This window comes from Cupriavidus sp. YAF13, from assembly GCF_052113425.1.
Lineage (GTDB): Bacteria > Pseudomonadota > Gammaproteobacteria > Burkholderiales > Burkholderiaceae > Cupriavidus.
In genome coordinates, this window is record NZ_JBFRDD010000027.1 from 1 (window position 1) to 23,499 (window position 23,499).

The 23,499-nt window shown below is 65.9% G+C and carries 22 protein-coding genes; 10 read left to right on the plus strand and 12 right to left on the minus strand.

Going from position 1 to position 23,499, the window contains the following annotated elements; genetic code table 11:
* Positions 1 to 353, minus strand: a 353-nt coding sequence (locus AB4061_RS21235; protein WP_441637212.1) for an acyl-CoA dehydrogenase family protein, incomplete at its 3' end; no start/stop codon positions are given.
* Between the two features lie 323 nt (positions 354 to 676).
* On the opposite strand from AB4061_RS21235, the gene AB4061_RS21240 reads away from it, so the two are divergent.
* On the plus strand, positions 677 to 2,308 hold the full coding sequence (locus AB4061_RS21240; RefSeq protein ID WP_441637214.1) for a 3-(methylthio)propionyl-CoA ligase: 1,632 nt from the start codon (positions 677 to 679) through the stop codon (positions 2,306 to 2,308).
* 9 nt (positions 2,309 to 2,317) lie between these two features.
* Here AB4061_RS21240 and AB4061_RS21245 read toward each other — a convergent pair whose 3' ends face one another.
* The 9 genes from AB4061_RS21245 to AB4061_RS21285 all read right to left on the minus strand — a co-directional run bounded on the left by AB4061_RS21245 (position 2,318) and on the right by AB4061_RS21285 (position 11,618).
* Positions 2,318 to 3,289, minus strand: a complete 972-nt coding sequence (locus AB4061_RS21245; RefSeq protein ID WP_441637374.1) for an AraC family transcriptional regulator — start codon at positions 3,287 to 3,289, stop codon at positions 2,318 to 2,320.
* 402 nt (positions 3,290 to 3,691) lie between these two features.
* Complete coding sequence (locus AB4061_RS21250) at positions 3,692 to 4,030, minus strand: hypothetical protein (protein ID WP_441637216.1); 339 nt, start codon at positions 4,028 to 4,030, stop codon at positions 3,692 to 3,694.
* A gap of 360 nt (positions 4,031 to 4,390) precedes the next feature.
* Positions 4,391 to 5,143, minus strand: a complete 753-nt coding sequence (locus AB4061_RS21255; protein WP_441637376.1) for an ABC transporter permease — start codon at positions 5,141 to 5,143, stop codon at positions 4,391 to 4,393.
* 38 nt (positions 5,144 to 5,181) lie between these two features.
* Entirely contained in the window at positions 5,182 to 6,372 is a 1,191-nt protein-coding gene (locus AB4061_RS21260) for an ABC transporter substrate-binding protein (RefSeq protein WP_441637218.1), read from the minus strand.
* A 43-nt stretch (positions 6,373 to 6,415) separates the two neighbouring features.
* The gene (locus AB4061_RS21265; RefSeq protein WP_441637220.1) at positions 6,416 to 7,258 is read right to left on the minus strand and encodes an ABC transporter ATP-binding protein; all 843 of its coding nucleotides are present in this window, start codon (positions 7,256 to 7,258) and stop codon (positions 6,416 to 6,418) included.
* Complete coding sequence (locus AB4061_RS21270) at positions 7,255 to 8,364, minus strand: acyl-CoA dehydrogenase family protein (RefSeq protein WP_441637223.1); 1,110 nt, start codon at positions 8,362 to 8,364, stop codon at positions 7,255 to 7,257. The genes AB4061_RS21265 and AB4061_RS21270 overlap by 4 nt, the downstream gene beginning before the upstream one ends.
* Before the next feature lie 26 nt (positions 8,365 to 8,390).
* A complete protein-coding gene (locus AB4061_RS21275; RefSeq protein ID WP_441637225.1) occupies positions 8,391 to 8,951 on the minus strand; it encodes a carboxymuconolactone decarboxylase family protein in 561 nt (186 codons plus the stop codon).
* Between the two features lie 139 nt (positions 8,952 to 9,090).
* A complete protein-coding gene (locus AB4061_RS21280; RefSeq protein ID WP_441637227.1) occupies positions 9,091 to 10,035 on the minus strand; it encodes a cupin domain-containing protein in 945 nt (314 codons plus the stop codon).
* A gap of 656 nt (positions 10,036 to 10,691) precedes the next feature.
* Positions 10,692 to 11,618 (minus strand): LysR family transcriptional regulator, encoded by a 927-nt coding sequence (locus AB4061_RS21285; RefSeq protein ID WP_441637229.1) that lies wholly within the window; start codon positions 11,616 to 11,618, stop codon positions 10,692 to 10,694.
* A 114-nt stretch (positions 11,619 to 11,732) separates the two neighbouring features.
* Between AB4061_RS21285 and AB4061_RS21290 the strand changes: the two genes are divergently transcribed.
* The 4 genes from AB4061_RS21290 to AB4061_RS21305 are packed head-to-tail and all read left to right on the plus strand — an operon-like array spanning position 11,733 to position 15,271.
* A complete protein-coding gene (locus AB4061_RS21290; protein ID WP_441637231.1) occupies positions 11,733 to 12,203 on the plus strand; it encodes a hypothetical protein in 471 nt (156 codons plus the stop codon).
* Positions 12,200 to 12,649: a hypothetical protein gene (locus tag AB4061_RS21295; protein WP_441637233.1), complete on the plus strand. Its 450-nt coding sequence runs from the start codon at positions 12,200 to 12,202 to the stop codon at positions 12,647 to 12,649. Before AB4061_RS21290 ends, AB4061_RS21295 begins: the two co-directional genes overlap by 4 nt.
* Before the next feature lie 43 nt (positions 12,650 to 12,692).
* The gene (locus AB4061_RS21300; RefSeq protein ID WP_441637235.1) at positions 12,693 to 13,643 is read left to right on the plus strand and encodes a Bug family tripartite tricarboxylate transporter substrate binding protein; all 951 of its coding nucleotides are present in this window, start codon (positions 12,693 to 12,695) and stop codon (positions 13,641 to 13,643) included.
* A gap of 32 nt (positions 13,644 to 13,675) precedes the next feature.
* Positions 13,676 to 15,271: a gamma-glutamyltransferase family protein gene (locus AB4061_RS21305; protein ID WP_441637237.1), complete on the plus strand. Its 1,596-nt coding sequence runs from the start codon at positions 13,676 to 13,678 to the stop codon at positions 15,269 to 15,271.
* An 808-nt stretch (positions 15,272 to 16,079) separates the two neighbouring features.
* On the opposite strand, the gene AB4061_RS21310 is transcribed toward AB4061_RS21305, so the two are convergent.
* A complete protein-coding gene (locus tag AB4061_RS21310; RefSeq protein WP_441637239.1) occupies positions 16,080 to 17,690 on the minus strand; it encodes an IclR family transcriptional regulator domain-containing protein in 1,611 nt (536 codons plus the stop codon).
* Positions 17,691 to 17,877: 187 nt separating this feature from the next.
* Between AB4061_RS21310 and AB4061_RS21315 the strand changes: the two genes are divergently transcribed.
* The 5 genes from AB4061_RS21315 to AB4061_RS21335 all read left to right on the plus strand — a co-directional run bounded on the left by AB4061_RS21315 (position 17,878) and on the right by AB4061_RS21335 (position 22,225).
* Positions 17,878 to 18,699: a ribonuclease activity regulator RraA gene (locus AB4061_RS21315; protein WP_441637241.1), complete on the plus strand. Its 822-nt coding sequence runs from the start codon at positions 17,878 to 17,880 to the stop codon at positions 18,697 to 18,699.
* Between the two features lie 27 nt (positions 18,700 to 18,726).
* Positions 18,727 to 19,179, plus strand: coding sequence for a nuclear transport factor 2 family protein (locus tag AB4061_RS21320; protein ID WP_441637243.1), 453 nt, complete (start codon positions 18,727 to 18,729; stop codon positions 19,177 to 19,179).
* The gene (locus tag AB4061_RS21325) at positions 19,176 to 20,681 is read left to right on the plus strand and encodes an aldehyde dehydrogenase (NADP(+)) (RefSeq protein ID WP_441637245.1); all 1,506 of its coding nucleotides are present in this window, start codon (positions 19,176 to 19,178) and stop codon (positions 20,679 to 20,681) included. The genes AB4061_RS21320 and AB4061_RS21325 overlap by 4 nt, the downstream gene beginning before the upstream one ends.
* Positions 20,675 to 20,980, plus strand: a complete 306-nt coding sequence (locus AB4061_RS21330; RefSeq protein ID WP_441637247.1) for a Dabb family protein — start codon at positions 20,675 to 20,677, stop codon at positions 20,978 to 20,980. Before AB4061_RS21325 ends, AB4061_RS21330 begins: the two co-directional genes overlap by 7 nt.
* Positions 20,981 to 21,211: 231 nt before the next feature.
* Entirely contained in the window at positions 21,212 to 22,225 is a 1,014-nt protein-coding gene (locus AB4061_RS21335) for an SMP-30/gluconolactonase/LRE family protein (protein WP_441637249.1), read from the plus strand.
* A gap of 83 nt (positions 22,226 to 22,308) precedes the next feature.
* Here the strand turns inward: AB4061_RS21335 and AB4061_RS21340 are convergent, their stop codons facing one another.
* Positions 22,309 to 23,490, minus strand: coding sequence for an L-talarate/galactarate dehydratase (locus AB4061_RS21340; RefSeq protein WP_441637251.1), 1,182 nt, complete (start codon positions 23,488 to 23,490; stop codon positions 22,309 to 22,311).
* Between the last annotated feature and the right edge of the window lie 9 nt (positions 23,491 to 23,499).

A 23,499-nucleotide genomic window follows, 5' to 3' on the forward strand; every position in this document is an offset into this window, starting at 1 on the left:
GCCGTGTTCAGCATCTCGTTGCAGGCGGTGGCGATCAACTTGGGCAAGCCCTGGCCGCCAAATTCCTGCGGATGCAGCACGCCCTGCCAGCCACCTTCGCCAAACTGGCGGAACGCGTCCTTGAAACCGGGCGTGGTGGTAACCACGCCGTCCTTCCAGCTGCTGGGATCGGTGTCGCCAATGCGGTTGAGCGGCGCCACCACTTGCTCGTTGAATTTGGCTGCCTCGTCGAGCACCGCCTGCGCCGTCTCCGGCGTGGCGTCCTCGAAGCCGGGCAGCTTGCTGACTGCGTCAAGATCAGCCAGTTCGTTCATCACGAACAGCATGTCCTTGAGCGGGGCACGGTAGGTCATTTTTTGGGGACTCCATTTTGGGGACAGGGCGCGGTGCATCTGGCCGGATGCCGGCACCGCATGGTCTGGGTACCGGATCGTAGCGCCCGCCGCGTCATGCGGGAATAACCAAACCTGCCCATTCATTGACAAAACCTGCCGCTTTGCGTCGCGCGGGTCGCCTGCCATGCACCCCAGTTCGATTGGCCGGATTTGTCACTAGTTCGGCCATTCCTGTCAGTGCCGGAGGTGGCGGGCACCTCTAGAATGCCTCGCAGCCGGCGTCGCCATGACCGTTGAATGCAACCGGCATAACGACAAACCGCCTGTCAGGAGACAAGACTATGGACCTGCTCGGTCAGATGATGTATGCGCCTTTGCAATTGTCCACGCTGCTGGAGCAGGCAGCGCGGCACTCCGGCACGGTGGAAATCGTATCCCGGCGCGTCGAGGGCGACATTCACCGCTATACCTACGGGGACTGCCATGTCCGCGCCATGCAACTGGCCAATGCGCTGACGGGCCGCGGCATCGTGGCGGGAGACCGCGTCGGCACGCTGGCGTGGAACGGCTATCGCCATATGGAGCTGTACTATGGCGTGACCGGCATTGGCGCGGTTTGTCATACCATCAACCCCCGCCTGTTCCCCGAACAGATCGCCTACATCATCAATCATGCCCGCGACCGCGTGGTCTGCTTTGATGCCTCGTTCCTGGGCTTGGTCGAGCAGATCGCGCCGCGATGTCCTCATGTCGAGTCATGGGTCATGCTGTGCGAGGCCACCAGCCTGCCTCAAGCACCGGCGCTGCCGCTCGAAAGCTATGAGGCCCTGATCGGCGGGCAGCCCGGCCATTTCAACTGGCCCCGCCTGGATGAGCAGCTGGCGGCGGTGCTTTGCTACACCTCCGGCACCACCGGCAACCCGAAGGGCGTCTTGTACTCGCACCGTTCGCTTTGCCTGATGGCCTATGCCTCGGCGCTGCCAGACGCGCTTTGCCTGCGTGCGTCGGACTCCGTGGTGCCTGTCGTGCCGATGTTCCACGTCAATGCCTGGGGGCTACCGTTCTCCGCGGCGCTGGTCGGGGCGAAACTGGTGCTTCCGGGTCCGGCGCTCGACGGCGCGTCCCTGTCGGCATTGTTCGACCAGGAAGGCGTGACGGTGTCGGCCGGCGTGCCCACGGTCTGGCTCGGCCTGGCCGACCATATGCGCCGCACGGGCAAGCGCTGCAACAGCCTGGAGCGTGTCATCGTGGGCGGCGCGGCATGCCCGCCGCAACTGGCCAGGGCGCTGGGCGAACTGGGCATCAAGTCGGTACACGCCTGGGGCATGACCGAGCTGTCGCCGGTTGGCACTGTGTTTTCGCCCTCGCAGGGCTTCGCGCAAAAGCCGGAGCAGGAGCGCGCGCAGCTCGAGGCCAAGCAAGGCAGGGTCGTGCCGGGTGTCGAGATGAAGGTCGTCGACGCCGATGGTGCCGAGTTACCGTGGGACGGGCGCTCGGCGGGCGACCTGATGGTGCGCGGCCATTGGGTCGTGGAGCGCTACTTCGGCATGGAGGAAACCTGCCTGGAGAAAGATGGCTGGTTCGCCACCGGCGATGTCGCCACGATCGACGCCGACGGCTATATGCAGATCACGGATCGCAGCAAGGATGTGATCAAGTCCGGCGGCGAATGGATTTCCTCGATCGAACTGGAAGGCATCGCCGTTGCGCATCCGGAAATCGAACTGGCGGCCTGTATCGCCTGTGCCCATCCCAAGTGGGACGAACGCCCCCTGCTGGTCGCGGTAAGGCGCGCCGGCAGCACGCTCGATGCGCAACAACTACTAGCCTTCTATGAAGGCAAGGTGGCCAAATGGTGGATCCCGGACGATGTGGTGTTCGTGCCGGAACTGCCACTGACCGCGACCGGCAAGCTGCATAAGCTGGTGCTCAGGCAGCGTTTCAGCACCCATTACAGCGGTGCCGCCGCCTAGCCGGGCCGCTCAGGCCATGCCGCGGTAGGCCTTTGGCGTGCTGCCGGTCCAGTGCCGGAAGGCGCGGTGGAACGCGGTCGGGTTGTCAAAGCCGACGTCATAAGCGATTGCCGCGATGGCGTCGGGCGAACGCGTGAGCCGCTGGATCGCGATATCGCGCCGGACGTCGTCCTTGATCGCCTGGAACGTCGTGCCTTCGTCCGCAAGCCGGCGGCAAAGCGTGCGCACGGAATAGTGCAGGTCCTGGGCAACCACTTCCAGCGTCGGCATGGCGGGAAGGCAATCGGCGAGGAATTGCCTGACCCGGTGGCAAACCATCTGGTCGGCAAAGGAGACGAAGATCCAATCTTCCGGGGCGCGCGCCAGGAATCTCTGCAGGTCGGCCTTGCGTTGCCGCACGGGCATATCCAGGTAGGCCGCCTCGAAACGCATGCGTGTCTGTGCGCTACCGAACTGAACCGGCCCCGGAAAGAGAAAGAGGTAGTCCGTTGCGTGCGCGGGACGCGCAAAATCGAACTCCGCCGCGATCAGCGGGATCCGCTTCCCAACCAGCCATGACGCGATGCCGTGCACCAGCTTCATGATAAGTTCGCGACCGAGTTCGGTCACGCTGGGGCCCGCCGGATCCACCACCATGGCAACCCAGGCGCCTTCGCCGTCGCGGCCCGAATCCAGCCGGAAATCATCCAGGATCAGGTGGAAGAACTGGCCGAACCGGTGCAGCGCGACTTCCAGCCGCGGGGCGTCGAGCAGGCTCAGGCAAAGGTATTTCAGCGTGCCGTTGCGCAAGGGGCGGCTGAAGATGCCCGGCATTTCGTCGTCCAGTTCGGTCGCGAGCAGGCGATATAGCGTGGAGAACTGCTCCTCGGTCACGCGGGAGCCAGGGCGGCGCAGCAAGCCGTGGGGGATGCCAGAGCACTCCGCCAGCCGCTCAATGGCGGCGGGATCGGCACCCGACAGGAAGCCGTTGACCAGCGAAATGGGAACCGTGCCAGAAATATGACTCAAGGGTGCGTCGACGTCCGGACCGCAACGTCATTTCCGGTGTGACCAGGGGGCATTTATTTTGTCATAAGCTGGACTGGCTCGTCACTTTTTTGGCTTTCCGACGATGAGGGCTCTGTCGCAGTCAGGGAGCGAGGCAAGCAGCGCCCCTGGGGTACAGCTGGCTTATGCTGCCAGTGATTAAAATTGCTCTGCAGCGGACGGATTGGTCCCTTCGCTGCGCCACAGTATCAGCACCGAATCGGATGGACCCGTTAAGGCGGCCCCGCCCTCCTGCCAGCGGGTCAAATTTGCTTGATTATCACCGCAAGTGATTAATTGCATCCCTTGAGAGCGGATATGGATTGCGAACACCGTCGCGCGGGCTCAAATCCTGGCTCAATCTAGCGCAGCGCGAATGAGTTTCTGCACAAGCAATTCATGTTGCTCCAACGCCTCATCAAGCGTGCAGGCTCCATAGCTCTCGTTTTCGTCCGCCACCTTCCCGACAACACGAGTCACGAACAGTGGCGTGTCCCTATGTGCTCGCTCAGACACTCCGCGGAAGCGGGTGGTGACCACGACGCCGCAGTCTTCCAACAGCGTGCGGCGGAAGATCAGTTCGTTTTCAGCCATCCAGCGCGACCACTCGCCCTGGTCCAACACCTGGACAGGCCGGTTCTTCGCATCCAGGATATAGAAACGACTCCATCTGGGTGGTACCGATCGGGATCTCATAGGAAAATGATCGGGGGCGTCGCAGCCCGTCGATACTGAATGATCTTCCTAAAGGGTAGTGGAGAACATGCCCCCACCGAACACTCACAGAGGATATTCGGCACGCTCCCGTGCATCTTATTCGATAGGCGCATGGCTCGGGACAAGTGACCATCATCGAAGCGGATGTGCTGCGAGCACGGGTCCGTACAGGATGTGCCTAGCAACCCGAGCCCGAGGGAAGCCACCGGAGCGCTAGCTTGCGCACCTTCCCCGGCTGCGCGAGGATTTCCTGGCGCCCCTTGATAGTTGATCTGTCACTGATTGAGATGGCGGCCACCACGAGGCAGCGGGGCTCCTCCCCCGCCCCGCACTGGTCTGCTATGCAGGAGCCCACCAACGCTGCAGCCAGCGCGCGCAGCTATCGAGTAGGAAACCCAGCAGCCCGATCATCAGCACGGTGGCAAGCAACTCCGAGTACGCCAGCCGATCGCGCGTATCAAGGATGAAGTAGCCCAGGCCGGCATTCACCCCCAGCATTTCAGCCGGCACCAGCACAATCCATACGACGCCGATCGACAGCCGCAGCCCGGTCAACACGCTGCCCACTACGCCCGGTAGCACCACCCGCATCAGCATCTCCCAGCGCGTGGCGGCCAGGCTGCGGGCGAGCGTGATCCAGCGGGGGTCAAGGTTGCGCACCCCGGCGGCGGTATTGAGCAGAATGGGCCAGACTCCGGCGAAGGCCAGCAGGAACAGCACCGGGCGGTCGCCCACGCCCAGCACCATCACGACCACGGGCATCCAGGATAGCGGCGAGATCATGCGCAGGAACTGGAATGCCGGCGACACGGCGGCATCCACCAGCGCCGCTCCGCCAACCAGCAAGCCCAGCGGCACGCCCACGGCAAGTGCCATCCCCAGTCCCAGCAACACGCGCCGCAGGCTCACCAACGTATTCTGGGCAAAATCGGGCTGGCACAGTAGTTCCGCCACGCTGGCCAACGTGGCGCCCGGCGTGAAGCGCGTGGCCAGCCCTTGTGCCTGCCCGGCACCAGTGGTCAGCCACCACAGCAGGAGCAGCACCGCCAGGCCGGCCAGTCCCGGCCACAGCCGCGCCGCCACCGAGCGCATCATGCCGCTGGCGGACCAGGCATCGTTGGCAGGCTCGTTCACGCTGCAATCTCCTCCTGCCGCAAGAAGCCCTCGCCGAAGCCGAAGGCCTTGAGCCCACCCACCTCGGCCAGGCTGCGGCGCACGAAGCGATCGTCCACCAGCTCACGCGCGGCGCGCTGCGGCTCCAGCCCGGCCAGGAAGGCACTATTGCCCTCGATCAGCGTGCCCTTGAGCCGGCGCACGAGTTCTTCCGTGTAACTGGGGTAGGGATAGGGCTGGAAATCGATGCGCTTGTCGTTCCAGTCGGCATGATGAATGGCGCCGCTGGCCAGATAGCGGGCACGCTCGCCCGCATCGGGAACCAGCACCCGGCGCAACGCGTCCAGCGTGTGTGGCGTGTAGCGGTTGGCGCCATCCTTGGACAGGAGCGCGGCCGCCTCGGCGCGGTTGTCCTGAGTCCAGCGCTGCGCCTTGACAATGGCATTGACAACCTTCTGCGCCCACACCGGGCGCCGCTCCAGATCCTGCTGGTGCATGAACACCACGCAGCAGGCATGATTGCGCCACACGTCGCCAGTGAAGCGCAGTATCTTGCCGATCTTCATCGTCTCCGCTGCGGCGTTGAACGGCTCGGCTACGATATAGCCCTCGATCTGGCGTGAGGCCAACGCGGGCGGCATATCGGATGGCGCCATCACCACCAAGTTGACCTCATTGGACGCCAGCGCCCCGCTCTTGCGGCTCACCGGCACCAGGCCGTCCTTCTTCAGCATCGTCTGCAGCACGACGTTGTGAATCGAATACCAGAACGGGATCGCTACCGTCTTGCCACCCAGGTCGCGCAGCGATCCGACCTGCGGCGCCACCGTCAACCCGGAGCCTCCGACGTGATTCCACGCCACCACCTTGGCGGGAACCTGGCTGCCAAAGCGCGCCCAGACGGTCATCGGCGACAGCAGATGCACCACATTGACCTGGCCGGAAATGAAGGCCTCCACCAACTGTGCCCAGCTGCGCAGCAGCGTGGGCTTCTCGGCTTGAATGCCTTCCTTGTCGAAATAGCCATTGTTGTGCGCCACCAGCAGTGGCGTAGCATCGGTAATCGGCAGGTAGCCGATGCGCACAGGTGCATCCGGCTCGCTGGCCGCGCGTGCGTTCAGTGCATTGAGCAGCGGCAGAGCACCGCCAGCGGTAAAAAGCGCGGAGAGCTTCAGCAGCTCGCGCCGGGACATCGGAACCTGGCACATCGTTGACCTCGTCTTGGTGTTTCGTGGTGTGTGTCGCGCTGCCTCAAATGGTGGCGGTCTGGTGCTGCGGCGCTGGATGCGCTGCCAACGCGGTGGAAGTCCTGCCGCCGGGCCGCAGCAGGCTGCGCAGTGCCCGTACGATCTCCACGCGTAGGGCACCCAGGGCCTCGACCTCCGCCTCCCGCGGATGGGGCAACGCGATGCGCCATTCGCGCAGCACGCTGGCCGGCTCGCCGGGCGCGGCCCCCAATAGGACGATGCGGTCGGACAACAGCAGCGCCTCGTCAATGTCGTGGGTGATCAGTAGCGTCGCCGGGCCGTACTCGCGTACCATGCGCAGCAGCAGCGCCTGCATGTCGGAGCGCGTGATCTCGTCCAGCGCGCCGAAAGGTTCGTCGAGCAGCAGTGCCAGCGGTTGGCGCGCCAGACAGCGCGCCAGGGCCACCCGCTGCGCCATGCCGCCGGACAATTGCGCGGGAAAGAGGTGCTGCGCATGGCTCAGCCCGACGGCAGCCAATGTGCGCGCCACACGCTGATGACGCCCTGCGCACGCCAAGGCTGGCTGATGCCGAAAGTCCAGGCCGAACCCCACGTTGCGCGCCACGGAAAGCCATGGCAGCAGGCAGGCATCCTGGAATGCCACGGCAATGCGTGGATGCGGTGCGTCCAGCACCTCCCCCTGCATGCGCACCCAGCCTCGCGTGGCCGGCTGCAGGCCGGCCAACAGGCGCAGCACACTGGACTTGCCGGCGCCGCTTGGGCCGATCACCGACACCACCTCGCCGGCTGCCAGCCGCAGGTCCACCCCACGCAGCACCGTGCGCGACGCCGCGCCGCTGCCGTAGACCAGCGTCAGGCCCTGCCCTTCCAGCAGCGCTCCGCTCATGCCGCCACCCGGGGGCCTAGCACCGCTTGCCTCGCCAGCTCGGTCTTCAGTTGCACCAGGCTGGGCGTGACGATGGGCAGGAACGCCGCCTCGCGCCAGCGCCGCGCAAAGCCATTGGTACGCGCGTGCAGGTAGGCTGCACCGCCGCGCGCTTGCAACTCCAGTTGCATCGCCGACGCGGCCAGCTCCACCAGGCGAATACGGATGCCAAACAGCGTGCGGGGAGCAGCGAGGAAGTCGCCGACTCCCAGTCCATCATGCAGCGTGCGTGTCTCGCCGACGAGCGCGGCGGCAAGCGCATCGAGTTCTTCATCCAGTACGGAACGACCGCTTTCGACACCGTCGCGTGCCGCCGCAATGCCGCGCCGGGCCAGACCGATCGCCAGGCCGCACTGCAGGCCCAGGAAGGCCGGCCGTACACGCGGCAAGAACTGGTGCGCGTCTTCATGCAGCAACCAGCCGGCATCCAGTGCGACGCCGTCGAAGCGCACCGACGCGGTATGACTGCTGCGCAGGCCGATCAGGTCCAGGTCTTCGCTGCGCGCCACACCCGGCAGGCCCGAAGGAATGGCATAGACGGCGGCACATCCGCCGGATGCGCTGGCCGCAGTCACTGCCACCGCAAAGCCCGCGGGATGCAGATTGGTGGCCCAAGGCACCACGCCATCGATCAGCCAGACGTTGCCCGCCTCGCCGCCGCGCGCGGTCACCTGTAGCGATTCGATGCCGCCAAGGAACTTCATGGCATTGGATAGCCCGGTGGCGCCGGCAAGGCGGCCATCCAGCAGCGCGCGCAGGCAGCGCTGCGCCAGTGCGCGGTTGGGTGTCTGCAGCAGGTATTCGACGAAAGCGCGCTGGCCCCACAACACGAATGCCGCCGTCTGCGAATACTCGGCCACTGCCGCCACTGCCTCGACAGCATCCGAGAGGGTGCCACCATTGCCGCCCAGGATCTGCGGCACGCCGACGCCGAATAGGCCGGCCTGAGCCAGGCGTGGCAGTACCTCGCCCGGGTCGACGGTGCCGTTGTCCAGCCCGTCGGCATGGGCGGCCAGCCATTGCGCCAGATCCGGCGGCAGCACGCTTGAGAATGTGGAGAAAGTCATCGGCGTTCCTCTGCGATTCAGTGACGTCAGGCCGCGGCAGGTGTCCACCGGTACGCTTCCAACTCGGGGTTCAAGGGTGTCTGCGCCAGGCTGTTGCCGAAGTTGCACAGCGTGGCCAGGCTCACGCCCAGCACCACATCCAGTGTCTGCGCCGCGGTGAAGCCTGCTGCCAGGAAGGCATCGAACGCGTCCTGCGGCACCGCGCCGCGCATGCTGATCACGGCGCGGGTGAAGTCGGCCAGTGCCTCCAGCCGGGCTTCGGGCAACGCGGCCTGGGCGCGCAATGCGCCCACCGTGTCAGCATCCAGCTTGGCCTTCTTCACCGCGATTGCCGTATGGCCGGCCACGCAGAAGCCGCAGCCATGCGTGGTGGCAGCGGTGAGCTGCACCACCTCTCGCTCGGCCAGTGTCAGTGAGCCGCGGCTATTGATCTCCGACACGGTCAGGTAGGCCTCCAGCGCCGCCGGCGCGTTGGACAGTGCGGCGATCAGGTTGGGCAGGTAGCCGTTGTTGGCGATGGCGCGCGCCACCAGAGGGCGGCTGGCTTCGGGGGCGGTCTCGGCGGATTGCAGCGGGATACGGTTCATGGCGTCACGTTGGGATTAGGTGGAACACCAGCCGATTTTGCGACGAGTGGCTGCCAGGCGCCATGCGCGAGCGTCGCGATTCCCTGCCATTTCGTCTGCGTTTCGCTGGCCGGTGCGCCATGCCCGCCCAGGGGGAGTGCTACGACAGCGACAGCCGCTGCCCCTGTCGCCGCATGGCTCCCGGCTGCAAGCCGGTTACCTTCTTGAAAGCGCGCGCGAAGGCCGCCTCCGAGCGATAACCAACACGCTCGGCCGCCTGGGCGATGCTGCATCGGCTGCCCAACAGCTGCTCGGCCACTTTCATCCGCAGCAACAGCAGGAAGGCAGCCGGCGACTGCCCGCTAGCCTCGACAAAGCGTTTGCAGAAGGTGGCGCGGGACATATGCACCAACGCCGCCATGGCCTCCACCGTCCACGCCCGTTCAGGATGCCGGATCAGCGCCAGCATCAGGCCCGAGAACTCAGCGCTGCGCAACAGCGGCCACAGCCCCTGCGCCACGTCGTCGCGCGCGGCGAGGTGGCGCACCACATAAAAGAACAGCAGATCGATCAGCCGCGCGATCAGCGGCGAAGGCTCGCTGCCGCCACGCCGTGCCTCGGCGAGGATCAGATCAAACAAGGCGCGGGTGGCAGCCAATCCGTCATCGGCATCGTCACGCTCGCCGCCCTCGCCTCGTAATACCAAGTAGTCGGGGAACGGTGCCAGCAGCACCTCGCTCAGGCCGGGGCGGAAATCGAAGAAGCCGCAGGCGAGTCCGGTCGAGGACAGCGATGGCGGCAAGAGCGCATCCAATGACAACATCTCGCTGTCTGCCACGCAGGCCTGCGGCTCGGCGTGTGGCCCCAGATGGTGTGGCACGTCGCGTAGGAAAAACACTGCATCGCCTGCCCGCAGCTGCACGGGGGCCATATCGCCGGGCAGGTGCAACCAGCAGTCGCCATGCAGCACCAGATGAAACCCTGCACGCAAGCGTCCAGCAACCGAGGCGCGCCAGTTGCCACAATACTGCCCTAAGTGAAAGAGGGTGGTCTCGAGTTCGAGGCTGCTCAGAACCCAATGGACCACGCGATCCGTGTGGTTCATGACGTGCTACAAAGTTTGCCGCGAAGACGAGCGCAGCATGCCTGCCGAACATAACGCAGGCGCCGTGCGGCACGGAAGGTACTTATACGTATTTGCTTATGCGGACTAGCGATAAGGCCAGCTTCGAATTCGAAATCAGAGTTGGCTAGAGAGCCGAAGCCCGGTGTATTCCATACTCCGCCCCTAGTACACACCCGTCCGAGTAAGCGTCTACACAAGTATTCGTAGGAACGTCGTGGGGAGGCCATGCTGGAATCGGCGCTGGAGCGCTTTCCGATTCCAATCGCTCGCGGCGCTGGACGATGCGATCGTTGCTTAGGCGGCGCCGCTAACACTCGGCGTTTCCCTGAGCAGTATCGTGATTCCGAGTGATCCTGCTGGCGGTGAGATTGAGCTGCCGACGTTGCTTGCCGGCGCGCTGCCATTCTCGCCGGGGAAGGAAGAGCCAAGGAAGAAACTATGAGCAGCAAAAATCGCCACTACTTCATGTTCCACTGTGGGTCGATCGGGCCGTGCCGCGCGCCTGTACCTCGACGACACCGTCCCCACCGAACCGCTGCTCTCCCCGCCCTACGCCGACCTGGTCGCGCTGGCCGCGAGCCGAGTTGCACGTCAGACGCGGCGTGCCGCATGCGTGGCGGCGCGCTCTGCCATCATCACGTTGCCATAGGCGCATGCAGAGAACACTCTCCCGCAAGTGACCGCTTAGCCACCGCCCCGAACGCCCCCACCAGTGCATTCTCCGTGTTGGTCAGCGAGGCCATCACCAGGGGATATCGCAACGAAGTACGGGATTCCGTCACGTCGATATAGACCACGCCCAGTGCCTGCACCCTTGTCATGGCCCTGGGCACAATGGCAATGCCCAAGTTCCCGGCAACCAGCGTGATGATGGTCTGCATCTGTGACGCTTCCTGAACCACGCGCGGAAAAAATCCCGCGCGCTGGCAAGCCGCCAGAATTACCCCCGAGTAGCCCGGCCCTTCCGCGAAGGGGAACGCGACGAAGGCTTCGGCCTTCAGCTCTTCCAGTCGCAGGCGCTTGCGCCTGGCCAGCGCATGCGCCGCCGGAACGGCGACCACCAGTGTTTCCTCGCACAGGATATCCAGGCTCAGGTCCCTGGGCTCATACACCGGCGGCACCACGATGGCGACATCCGTATCGCCGCGCCGCAGCAGCTCCAGCTGTTTGCCGCTGCTCTCGCCTGTCAGGATCAGCTTGACCGCGGGGTACTCCTGCTGGAATCGCCTGAGGATGTCCGGCAGCACGTCAAGCGCCGCGCTCGGTACGAACGAAAGCCGCAAGGTCCCGAACATGCCGCTAGCCGCACGCCGCGCCGATTCGACCGCGATCTCGGCCTGGGCAATCGTCCTGCGCGCCTCCACCAGGAAGACTTCCCCGGCCGGGGTCAACCGCACCATATGCCGGTTCCTCTCAAGCAGTTCGGTGCCAATGGTTTCTTCCAGCTTCTTGATGGCCACTGTCAGGGGCGGCTGGGACATGTGCAACGCCTCGGCCGCGCGCCGGAAGCTCAGCAGCTCGGCCACGGCGACAAACTGTTGAAACTGGCGCAAGTCGGTCACGGTGATTCACTTTATGTATCAAGGACAGCTTTGAATAGTATTTGGAATATCAGGGCTTTGCAAACTACAGTGAGCCCATAGAGCAAAAACGCAATAGCCCCACAGGACCACACAATGCGCCCCTCCCTGCTTGAAGAACTCACTCCCGTTCCAAACCCGTACCCCATCGTCTCCACCCTGGCCTACGAAGATGTCTGGGGCCTTTGCGAGCAGGCCCGTGCGCTGGCGTGGGACCCGACGCAGATCGACTACTCGGACTTGGAGCAGGCCGACATTCCTGCGGAAGTGCGCGAGGCTGGCGGCGAGTGGTGGAGCCTGCGCGCCTGGATGGAGCACGGCGCCATTCCCTACGGCGCCGAGCGCTTGCGCGATGCGATCTTCGAGCACCAGCCGTTCGAGGTGAAGCAGCACGTCGTCAACTTCATCGCCGAGGAACTGCGCCACCACGAGGCCTCGTTCCGCGTAGCGCGTGCCATATCCGGCTACCAGGAGTCGCCGCGTTCGGACTACTTCCGCGCCATCATCCCCCGCTTCCACGATGAGCGCGATGAGAAGCAGATGAGCTTTTCGCCGGCCTGGCGGTGAACACCTTGTTCGAGCAGCTATCCGGCGAACTGCTGCAGGCCCGCTACGAGAACGCGCGCTTTACGTCCATTAGGACGGCCTGCAAGCTGATCCTGCGCGACGAGGCGCGGCATATCCAATTCGGACGCATCATCATGCGGCGTTTCTTCTCGGAAATATCGGCGGACGACAAGGCGCTGCTCGGGCAGAAATTCGCCAAGAAGCTGCGCGGCAGCCTGCTCAATGGGGTCTACGCTGTCGTCAACCTGCCAGAGGACGAGCAGCGGCGCGCGGGCCGGGCACGCGCCCTCGCTGCCGAATACGGCCTGGGCGCCACGCATCCCGAGCAAGAGATGGCGATCATTAAGCGCTCGCTGGATGAGATCCGCGAAGACGTCGGCTGCCATGGCGTGGAGATCCCGGCGATTGCCGAAGTCGACGAAGGCAAAGCCCCGCTGCTGTCCTGAGCGTTCCGCGCCGACCGCGCGTCATTCTTCCTCTGCCTTGCTTATGCTGACATCTCTTTACCGGCTGCTTGCACTCGCCGTAGCAAGCACCACACTGGCCTTGCCAGTGCCCGCCGTCGCGCAAGTTTTTCCGGACCGCGCCATTCACCTCGTCGTGCCCTATCCGCCTGGCGGCACCGCCGATATCCTGGCCAGGTTGCTCGCGCAGCGGCTCGCCGAACGGGTGGGCAAACCTGTGGTGGTGGACAACCGCGCGGGTGCCGGCACCGCCATCGGGAGCAAGTTCGTGGCCCAGGCAGCACCCGACGGCTATACGCTTCTGATGGGCACGGTCAGCTCACATGCGATGAACCCCGCGCTCAATCGTGGCGTGGGCTATGATCCGCTCAAGGACTTCACGCCGATCTCCCGCGTGGCATCCGTGCCGTTTGTCGTGCTGGAGAACCCGTCCGTGCCGGCAAAAACCATGGGCGAACTGATCGCACTGGCGAAAGCCCGCCCCGGCCAGATCACCTATGCATCGGCTGGCGCCGGCACTTCGAACCACCTCGCGGGCGAGCTGTTGGCCAAGGCCGCCAACATCCAGCTGCTCCACGTCCCATACAAGGGTAGCGCGCCTGCCCTGGCCGACCTGCTTGGCGGCCAGGTCAACCTGATGTTCGACCTTCAGGTCACCGCCAAGGCCCAGATCCAGGCCGGCACCGTCCGCGCCCTGGCCGTCACAGGAGCGCACCGCAGCAGCTTGCTGCCGGGCTTGCCCACGGTCGCCGAGTCTGGCGTGCAGGGCTTCGATGTGACCGCCTGGTTTGGAATCTTCGGGCCGGCCGCCATGCCCGCCCCCGTTGTGGAGTCCTCAACCGCCATCTCGTCGCTGTCCTCAAGTCCCCTGAGGTGCGCCAGCAGTTCGCCGCGCAGGGTGCCGAAATCGAATGGAGCAGCCCCGAGGCGTTCAATATCTTCGTGCAAAGCGAGTACACCAAATGGGGCGGCTTGATCCAGAGCAAGCACCTGGCGGCGCAGTAGCCCATGCACGCCCCATCCGCCTCCGCCCCCGAGCGTTACCCATCCTTCAAGGCTGCCGTGCATGGCAGCGAGATGGTCATCGCATCCCAACCGCTGGCCGCGCAAGCGGGGCTCGACATCCTCGCGTGCGGTGGCAATGCGGTGGACGCCGCCATCGCTGCGGCAGCCGCCATCGCGGTGGTCGAGCCTACCAACAACTCGATCGGTGGCGACGCATTCGCCCAGGTCTTCGCTGGCGGCAAGCTGTATGGCCTCAATGCCAGCGGCCGGGCACCGATGGGTATCGACGTCGCTCGTCTTGCCAGGCTGCCCGCGATGCCGCAGCGCGGATGGGATAGCGTCACCGTTCCCGGCGCCGTCTCGGCCTGGACCGCGCTGGTCATGCGCTTTGGCCGGCTCGATCTCGCTACCGTGCTGGAGCCCGCGATGCGCTACGCACGAGCCGGCTTCCACGTCTCTCCCGGTGTCGCGCAGAAGTGGCGGGAACAGGTGCCCAAGCTGCGCAGCCAGCCGGGCTTCGAGGCGGTGTTTCTCCCCGGCGGCGCAGCGCCCGTGGCCGGGGCGCTGTTCCTGCAGCCGACGCTTGCGCAGACGCTCGAACGCGTGGCGCGCACCAATGGCAAGGACTTCTACACCGGCGAGACCGCCAGGCGAATCGCCACGTTCGCCCGCGAAACAGGCGGTGCCCTTAGCGCCGAGGACTTACGCCTGCACGCACCCGAGTGGGTCGATGCCATACAGGCGCCCTACGGCACGCTACAGGTAAGCGAGCTGCCGCCAAACGGCCAGGGCGCGGTGGCACTGTTTGCGCTGGGCGTGCTCGCGCATCACGATGTCGCGCGCTTGCCGGCCGACTCGGCGGCCTCGCTGCATCTCCAGATCGAGGCCATCAAACTGGCGTTTGCCGAAGTCGGGCCGTTGATCGGCGATACGGACTACGCAATCGGGCAGGTACGCGACCGCTTGCAAGCCCCCTGCCTTCAGGCCGCCGCGGCACGCATCAATATGCGGCAAGCTTCGGATTTCGGCCACACGTTCGGACCACTGGCGGGCACGGTCTACCTTGCGGCAGGCGACCGCGATGGCATGATGGTCTCGCTGATCCAGTCTAACTACATGGGATTCGGCTCGGGGATCGTGGTGCCCGACGCCGGTGTTTCGCTGCAGAATCGCGGCGCATGCTTTTCCACCGATGCCGGTTCCCCGTCTTTCCTCAGGCCCGGCAAGCGGCCCTTCCATACCATCCTGCCGGGATTCGCCTTTGCCGGCGACGGCGAGCCGATTGCCTTCGGCGCGACCGGCGGCACATTCCAGCCGCAGGGCCACGTCCAGATGATGGTGCGCCTGGACGATTACGCGCAGAGCCCGCAGGCCATTGTCGATGCACCGCGCTTCAAGGTCGGGCCGGGGCGGCAGGTGGTGCTGGAACCCGGTTTTCCTGCCGATACCGTCTCGGGCCTCGCCGCCCTGGGCCACCACGTGGTCGCCAGAACCGAGAGCACCTGGGACTTCGGGGGCATGCAGATCCTGCTCAGGAAGCGTGGCTCGTATGTCGGCGCCAGCGATTCCCGCAGGGATAGCCATATCGCGGTCAGATAGGGGCTGCTGTCTGGTGGGAGGTGCCCCACGTGGATCTGGCGGGTCAGCATGCGGGACACATTACACAGGCCGGTGCGAAACGGGCACAGGGACTACAAGCCCAACGTGCGGCGCGCGCGTTATCTCAGCCAGCGACTGCGCCGAATCCCAACTGATTTGTCGTGGGGTGCGTGCACCTGCGCGCGTGTAGTGCGCTGCCGAAGCGCGATCCGGGCATCGCATCCCTGCACTCGACGACTGGAATCCATTGCTCCTTGTTGAGCTGCCGCGGACACCATCGCAGCTACCGCCGTCGCGCTCTGCGCTTCCTGCTCCAGGCCTTGCCCTACGCGYCTCTGGCCGCCGACATTTCCTGTTACGGGTTGGGGTGCGATTAATTGCATTTAAGCTGAAGGCAGCACTGTCATCGTAAAACAACCCCTTCAATTCGCCTGCCGCCTTTGTACTCATCGTTGATGGATTGAGCCACGTGCGCGCTGTTGATCGCGGATAGAGGTCTCGGGTGCGTGAACAAGCCCAGATCGGATGCCTGTGCGAAATCGGCTTCGCGCGCGAACACACTGGCCATGATGACAAGTGGGCCGTGTTTCCCTGCCCTTCAACCCATGCCTGGATCAAGATGCGCATAGAACCTCTTCGCGAGAGTCTGTCGACAGATTCCCTTTCGCGACGGATTTCCCCATGCTTTTTGCTCATTCGCCAGCATGGACCTGGAACAAATAAAAAAACAACGCTCACATGGGAAGTGGGGAATGCGGCTATGAGATCCACCACTACAAGTTAGAAGGCACGCATGGTTTCGAGCCGCTCAGACCTTTACTTCAAACAAGCAGCCGGACTGCGGCGCCTTGGCCAGCGTCTCCAGCGGCACCTGCTGACGCGAGGAGGTGATATAGAGCGTGTCCAGGTTCGCGCCGCCGAGCGCCACATCGCTGGGACACGGCACGGGCATGCCCACCACGCGATCGAGCGTGCCGTCACGCGTGAAGCGCACCACGCTCCAGCCTTCGCTCAGCGCCGTCCAGATACCGCCGCTGGCGTCCAGCGCAAGCCCGCTCAGCTTGCCCGCGCCCGGTGGCATGCTGGCCAGCCGGCGCACCGCTGCGGAGCCGGGTTGCAGCATCAGGATGGCGCCGGAGGCGGGCGTGGTGGCGTAGAGCGTGTCGTCCGCCGCGCTCCAGCACAGCGCCTGCACGGCCTCGCCAATATGCCAGCGCACCTCGAGGCTGCCGTTGGCGTGCAGCAGGCCGACCGACGATCCGCCTTCAGCGGACGCCATGGCAGCCCACACCGCTTGCGCAGCTTGCGCGTCGTTGCCAGCATCGCCGCCATCGCAAAACGCCTGCAGTGGCGCGCGGGGCCAGCCCTCCAGCGGGCGGCGGCTGCCATCCGCCGCGATGGCGACCGCGCCATCGTCGTGCATGGCCCATACCTCCTCGCCGCGCAGCAGCATGCCCGTGATGGGCGCTTCCAGCCGCAGCAATTGTTCATCGCGCGCGGGGACTTGCATGGTGTCCAGCACGCGCACCGACGGGGCCAGCACGTCGGCCCAGTACAGCCGCTGGCGCCGCGCGCACCACAGCGGATGCCCGCCCTGGAAGGCCCACGGCCCAGGCACGGCAGTCACCGCGGCGTCTCCTGCCGGGGCGCGTACGCCTTCGAGCTGCGCGCCGATGCGGCGGGCGGCCTGCGCCACCTCGGGGCCGAGCAGCTCCAGCCGCGCGCGCGTGAGGCGATAGGCCGGGCCGGCCACGCTGATGGCGCCGCGCACCACGCCTTCGGGGTCGACGATGGGCGCGCCCACGCAGCGCACGCCCATCACGATTTCCTCGTCGTCGATGGCGTAGCCGCGCGCCGCGGTGATATTGAGCTCCGCGTTGAGGCGGCGGCGATCGGTGATGGTGAGCGGCGTGAGCGCCTTCAATGTCAGGTCGCGCACGATGGCATCGCGCGCCGGGCCTTCCATGGCCGACAGGATGGCCTTGCCCTGGCTGGTGCAGTGCATAGGCTTGCGCTGGCCCAGCACCGCTGCCGAGCGTTCACTGTGGGCGCCGTCGCAGCGCTCCAGCGAGATCACCTCCAGCCCGTCAAGCGTGGCGAGGTAGCAGGTCTCGCCGGTCAGGTCGCGCAGGCCGCGCATCTCGTGCGCGGCGGCGGCCACCAGGTCCGGCATGGTGTAGGCCTGGCGCGCCATCTCGAAGCAGCGAAAGCCCAGCCGGTACACCTTGCGCAGCGGATCGCGGCGCAGCATGCCGCGCGCCACCAGCGTGGCCAGCAGGCGGTACACCGTAGTGCGCGGCAGCGCGAGTTGCGCGGCCAGGTCGCTCTGGCTGACGCCGCCGGGGGTGGCGCCCACCGCTTCGAGCACGTCGATGGCTTTCTCGATTGCGCCGGTACCGTCACCGGGATTCACGGACATGGTGGCTTGTCTCAATATATGGAAAAAACGAAGGAGTCTGGCCGCGCCGCCCCTCTGGTGAGCATTTTAAGTTCTCGGGAAGTTCAATACCATGTAATCAGCCAGCACAGCTGACACGCGGCCAGGTTTGTCCCACCGATTGGGACAAGGGCCGCCCCGACCACTTGCAACCTGGACCGCGCGCATCATGAGCACCAACCCCACCCTCACGCCTCCCCCGCCCCTGGCCAATATCCCGCAACGCGCGCCCGCGCCGTTCGTGCCGGATTCGGTACTTGACCGCCTGGCCAAGGTGACCAGCGGCTCGCTGACCACGCAGCTCTACATCAAGGGCTTTCGCCAGCCGGTATTGCACGGCCTGACGCCGCTCAACCCCAAGGTCAAGCCCTTTGCCGGGCGCGCGTACACCATGCGCTTCATCCCGGCGCGCGAAGACATCGACATCTATGGCAACCTCACCACCGAGCCTTCCGCCGACAACCTGCAATGGGTGGGCGTGGAGCAGATTGAACCGGGCCATGTGCTGGTGATCGACAGCAACCGCGACGGCCGCGCCGCCTCCATGGGCAATATGCTGATCACGCGGATGATGATGYGCGGCGCCCGTGCGGTCATCACCGACGGCAGCTTCCGCGATGGCACCGAGCTCAGCCAGATGGATTTCCCGGTGTGGAGCACGGGCGTGACCGCCACTACGCGGCTGTCCTACCATCACGTGGCAGACCTGCAAGTCCCGATCGGCTGCGCCGGCGTGGCGATCTATCCTGGCGACGTAATCCACGGCGACGGCGACAACATCACCGTGATCCCCGCCCACCTGGCCGAGGAAATGGCCAGCCTGTGCGAGAAGCGCGACGACATCGAAGCCTACCTGGCGCTGCGCGTGCAGGCTGGCGAAGCGCTGTGGGGCCTCTACCCGCCTAGCGAAGCTACGCGCGCCCAGCATCGCGAATGGGTTGCCGCTGGCCGCCCGCCGATCGCGGCAGCCAAGCCCGCCGGCAGCCGCTGAATCCGCCCAACCGGATACCTAACCAAGATGACCAGCAAATTCACCCCTGAACAACACGCCGCGCTGATCCGCCGCTACTTCGACGCCTGCAACGCGGCCGACTACGACGCACTGATGGACTGCTTCACGCCGGACGCGGTGCACTACTTCCCCGCCGGCCTGCCCGAAGTGCCCTGGCGCACCGCTGACACCATCGCCAAAAAATGGATCTGGTGCGTGGAAACGCTCGGCTCGCAATGGACCATCGAGCGCCTCATCGTCAGCCATGACAGCCCGGAGGCGATGATCGAATGGACGCACTGGAAGAACAAGAGCGGCACCGCACTGCGCGGCGCCGAGTGGTACGACTTCGATCCGGAAACCGGCAAGATCGCCGAAATCCGTGCCTACTACGCTTCGCCCGCCGACAAGGCGACGCCCATCAATGAACTGGTGGCGTTCGACTACGCGGGCCGCGGCTATCACCTGAAGAGCGTATGACCATGTCCTCCCTGCTGCAATCCATCGACGCGCGCAGTGGCCAGCCCACCGGCGCAAGCTGGCCGGCCTCCACGCCGGCGCAGATCGACGCCACTGTCGCCGCCGCCGCTGCCGTGGCCGGCCAATGGGGCGCCAGCCCCGCCGCGCAACGCGCCGCCCTGCTGCGCGCGCTGGCCGCCGCGCTCGAAGCGGATCGCGAAACCCTGGTGCCGCTGGCCGACCGCGAGAGCGGTCTCGGCCTGCCACGCCTGAATGGCGAACTGGACCGCACCGCCTTCCAGCTGCGCGGCTTTGCCGATGTGCTGGAGCGCGGCGACGCGCACGCCAGCCTTGACGATCCCGCCGTCGCCGGCGCGCCACCCGCAGGGCGTCCGCGCCTGACGCGCGTGCGTGTGCCCGTGGGCCCGGTGGCGATGTTCTCCGCCAGCAATTTTCCGTTTGCGTTCTCGGTGCTCGGAGGCGACACCGCCGCCGCGCTAGCGGCTGGCTGCCCGGTGGTAGTGAAGGCGCATCCGGCGCATCCGGAACTGTCGCGCAAGACCGCTGCACTGGCGCAACGCGTGGTGGCCGGGCAAGGCCTGCCAGCCAGCATCTTCGGCTTTGTCGAAGGCGCTGGCATCGAGACCGGCGTGCGCCTGGTGCAAGCGGAGGCCATCGCAGCTGTGGCATTCACCGGCTCGTTCAAGGGCGGCACCGCGCTGGCCAAGGTGGCGGCTGAGCGAGCGCATCCGGTTCCGTTCTACGGCGAACTCGGCTCCGTCAATCCGCTCGTGGTATTGCCGGCCGCGCTGAGCGGCAACGGCGCCGCGCTGGCGCAAAACCTGGCCAGCTCGATCTGCCTGGGCAGCGGCCAGTTCTGCACCAGCCCCGGCGTGATCGTGGTCGGCAAGGACGCGGCCGCCGACGCCTTCGTCGGCGCGCTGGCCGGCGCCCTGCACGCGCTCGCGCCGCATGCCATGCTCAGTGCCGGCATTCGCGCCGCGTTTGACCAGGGCGTAGCGCGCTGGCGCGCGTCCGACAAGCTCAAGCCACTGCTTGGTGAAGTGGCGCGAGCGGACGCCGGCGGCCTGCCGCGCCCCTACCTCGCCGAGGTCGACGCCGCGGACTTTATCGCCGACCACAGCCTGCACGAAGAAGTCTTCGGCGCCGCCGCGCTGGTGGTGCGGATCGACTCGCCCGAGCAGGTGCAGCAAGTGCTGCGCGCCGTAGGCGGCTCGCTCACGGTAACGCTGTGGGGCGTGGATGCCGGCAGCGAAGCGCCGGACGCCGCCACGCTGGAACTCGTGCGCGCCGCCACCCAGGTGGCTGGGCGCGTGCTGTTTGCGGGCGTGCCCACCGGCGTGGCCGTGACCGCCGCCCAGCACCACGGCGGCCCCTTCCCCGCGTCGACGCAACCGTTTTCCACCTCGGTGGGCTACGCCGCGCTCGATCGCTTCCTGCGTCCGGTGGCGCTGCAAGATGCTCCAGCCTGGCTGATTGCGCGCGAGGGGGTGCCATGCTGAAGGCAAGAATGCGGCATATCGTGTTGTTCCGGCGCAAGCCGGATGTGCCCAAGGACGCCACGCTGGAAGCCGCGCTCGCCGCGCGCATGGCGGCCCTGGGCGCGCTGATCCCTGCCATACGGAGCTGGCGCTTTGCCGCAAATGAACTGGATCGCGCGATCTGCTGGGACTATGTGCTGGAGTCCGAGGTAGACGACAAGGCGGCGCTGGATGCTTATCTCTTCCATCCCTTGCACCAGGCGCTGGTGGCGGATCTGAAGCCCTATTTCGAGTGGGCTGCGGTGGATTACACGATTTGAGGCGGCGGGGTTTTCCCGCGCATCGGGCGCGACCGTCCCATTGGCTGGGAGTGCGCTGTCGATCCCGCCCCGCGAGCATCGCCAGCGCACCCAAAGCTTCCTATTGTATTGATTCCCGCAAGATCAACACAAAGGAGCCCGGGCATGGAGACACAAGCCGATTCGCACCAACCTGAGGAGCATCCGCTTCCGCTTCAGCAAGCCACTTCGCCTCGGCGTCGCGGCTTCCTGATGGGTAGCCTCGCACTGGCCGCCAGCGCTACCGCCGCTAATGCCACCGCGCAGTGGACGCCATCGCTGCGCTACCCTGACCCCAGCGTCGTCATCCTCGATCCGTCTTTCGCGAAGTACCGCCTGTTCAACGCCAGCGTGGAACAGCTCGCCACTGGCCTGCGCTGGGCCGAGGGCCCGGTGTGGATCGGCGACGGCGGCTACCTGCTTGTCAGCGACGTGGCGTCCAACCGCATCATGCGCTGGGACGAGGCCAGCGGCCAGCTCACGAGCTTCCGCGCGCCCGCCAACTATCCCAACGGCAACACGCGCGACCGCCAGGGCCGGCTGATCACCTGCGAAGGTGCCATCACGCGGCGCATCAGCCGTACCGAGCACAGTGGCAAAGTGGTCACGCTGGCCGACAACTTCGTAGGCAAGCCCTTCAACTCGCCGAACGACATTGTCTGCAAGTCCGATGGCTCCATCTGGTTCACCGACCCGCCCTTCCAGCTCAGCAACAACTACGAAGGCCGCATCGGCAAGCCAGAGCTGCCGCACGCGGTGTATCGCATCGACGGCGAGACCGGCAAGCTCACCCAGGTCATCAACGACGTGGCCGGGCCGAACGGCCTGTGCTTCTCGCCGGACGAGAAAACGCTCTATGTGATCGAAGGCCGTGCCCAGCCCAACCGGCTGGTGTGGGCCTACAGCGTCGGGCCCGATGGACGCCTGGCGAACCGCACCAAGCATATCGACGCCGACGGCCCCAGCGCGCTGGACGGCATCAAGTGCGACGAGGACGGCAACATCTGGGCTGGCTGGGGCAGCGGCGGCGCGCCTGGCGTGGACCCGGCACCGCTGGACGGCGTGATGGTGTTCAACCCCAAGGGCAAGCCCATTGGCCATGTCCGCCTACCGGAGCGCTGTGCCAACCTGTGCTTCGGCGGCTTGGAGAACAACCGGCTGTTCATGGCCAGCAGCCATTCCATTTACGCGCTGTACGTCAACACGCGTGGCGCTGGCGCGGCGTGACGCGAAGCGGGCGTTAAACGCAAGCGGCGCGCCCTGGAGCGCGCCGCTTGCGTATGGCTTAGTGCGCTATCGCTAACGACCGCCTACGGCCTCGCCCCAAACTCCACCTTGTCCGCCGTCCACGCCAGCGCCTGGTCGCTCAAGCTAAACCCAAGACCCGGCCGGCTCGGCACGATCATCCTGCCGTCGCGCAGTTCCAGCCGTTCGTTGAACATCGGCTCCAGCCATTCGAAATGCTCCAGCCACGGCTCCTGCGGATAGGCGGCAGCCAGGTGCAGGTGGATCTCCATGGCGAAGTGCGGCGCCAGCTTCAGGCCCTTGAAGTCCGCCAGGCTCATGATCTGCAGGAAGGGCGTGATACCGCCAACGCGCGGCGCGTCGGGCTGCACGAAATCGCTAGCATGCGCGGTGATGAGCTGTGCATGCTCGCCGAAGCTGGTGAGCATTTCGCCAGTGGCGACCGGCGTATCGAGCGAGGCGGCGAGCGCGGCGTGGCCCTCTATGTCGTAGGCGTCCAGCGGCTCTTCGATCCACGTCAGGTTGAACTGCTCGAGCACGCGGCCGAAGCGCTGCGCGGTGGTGCGGTCCCATTGCTGGTTGGCGTCCACCATGAAGGGGAAGTCGTCGCCCAGCAGTTCGCGCACCGCTTTGACGCGCTTGAGGTCGGTGGCGGTATCGGGCTGGCCGACCTTGATCTTGATGCCGCCGATGCCGTTGGCGCGGGAGGCGTCGACGTTCCTCAGCACCTGGTCCAGCGGCATCGACAGGTAGCCGCCCGAGGTGTTGTAGCAGCGCACGGAATCCCGGTGCGCGCCCAGCAGCTTGGCCAGCGGCAAGCCGGCACGCTTGGCCTTGAGATCCCATAGCGCGATATCGAACGGGGCGATGGCCTGGGTGGTCAGGCCGCTGCGGCCCATCGACGCGCCGGCCCACAGCAGCTTGTTCCAGATGCGGGCGATATCGTTTGGGTCCTCGCCGATCAGCTCCGGCGCGATCTCCCTGGCGTGGGCGTACATGCCGGGGCCGCCGGCACGCTTGGAATAGCCGAAGCCGATGCCTTCGTGTCCGTCGCGGGTACGGATCTCGGCGAAGATGAAGGCAATTTCGGTCAGCGGGCGCTGCCGCCCGGTCAGCACCTTGGCGTCGCTGATCGGGGCGGCCAGCGGCAGGTAGACCAGCGAGACCTTTACCCACGCGATACGGTCGCCCGAGGCTTGTGCCGACGGTACCAGCGCGGCGGTTGCTTGATGTGAAACATTGCTCATGAGTCGTCC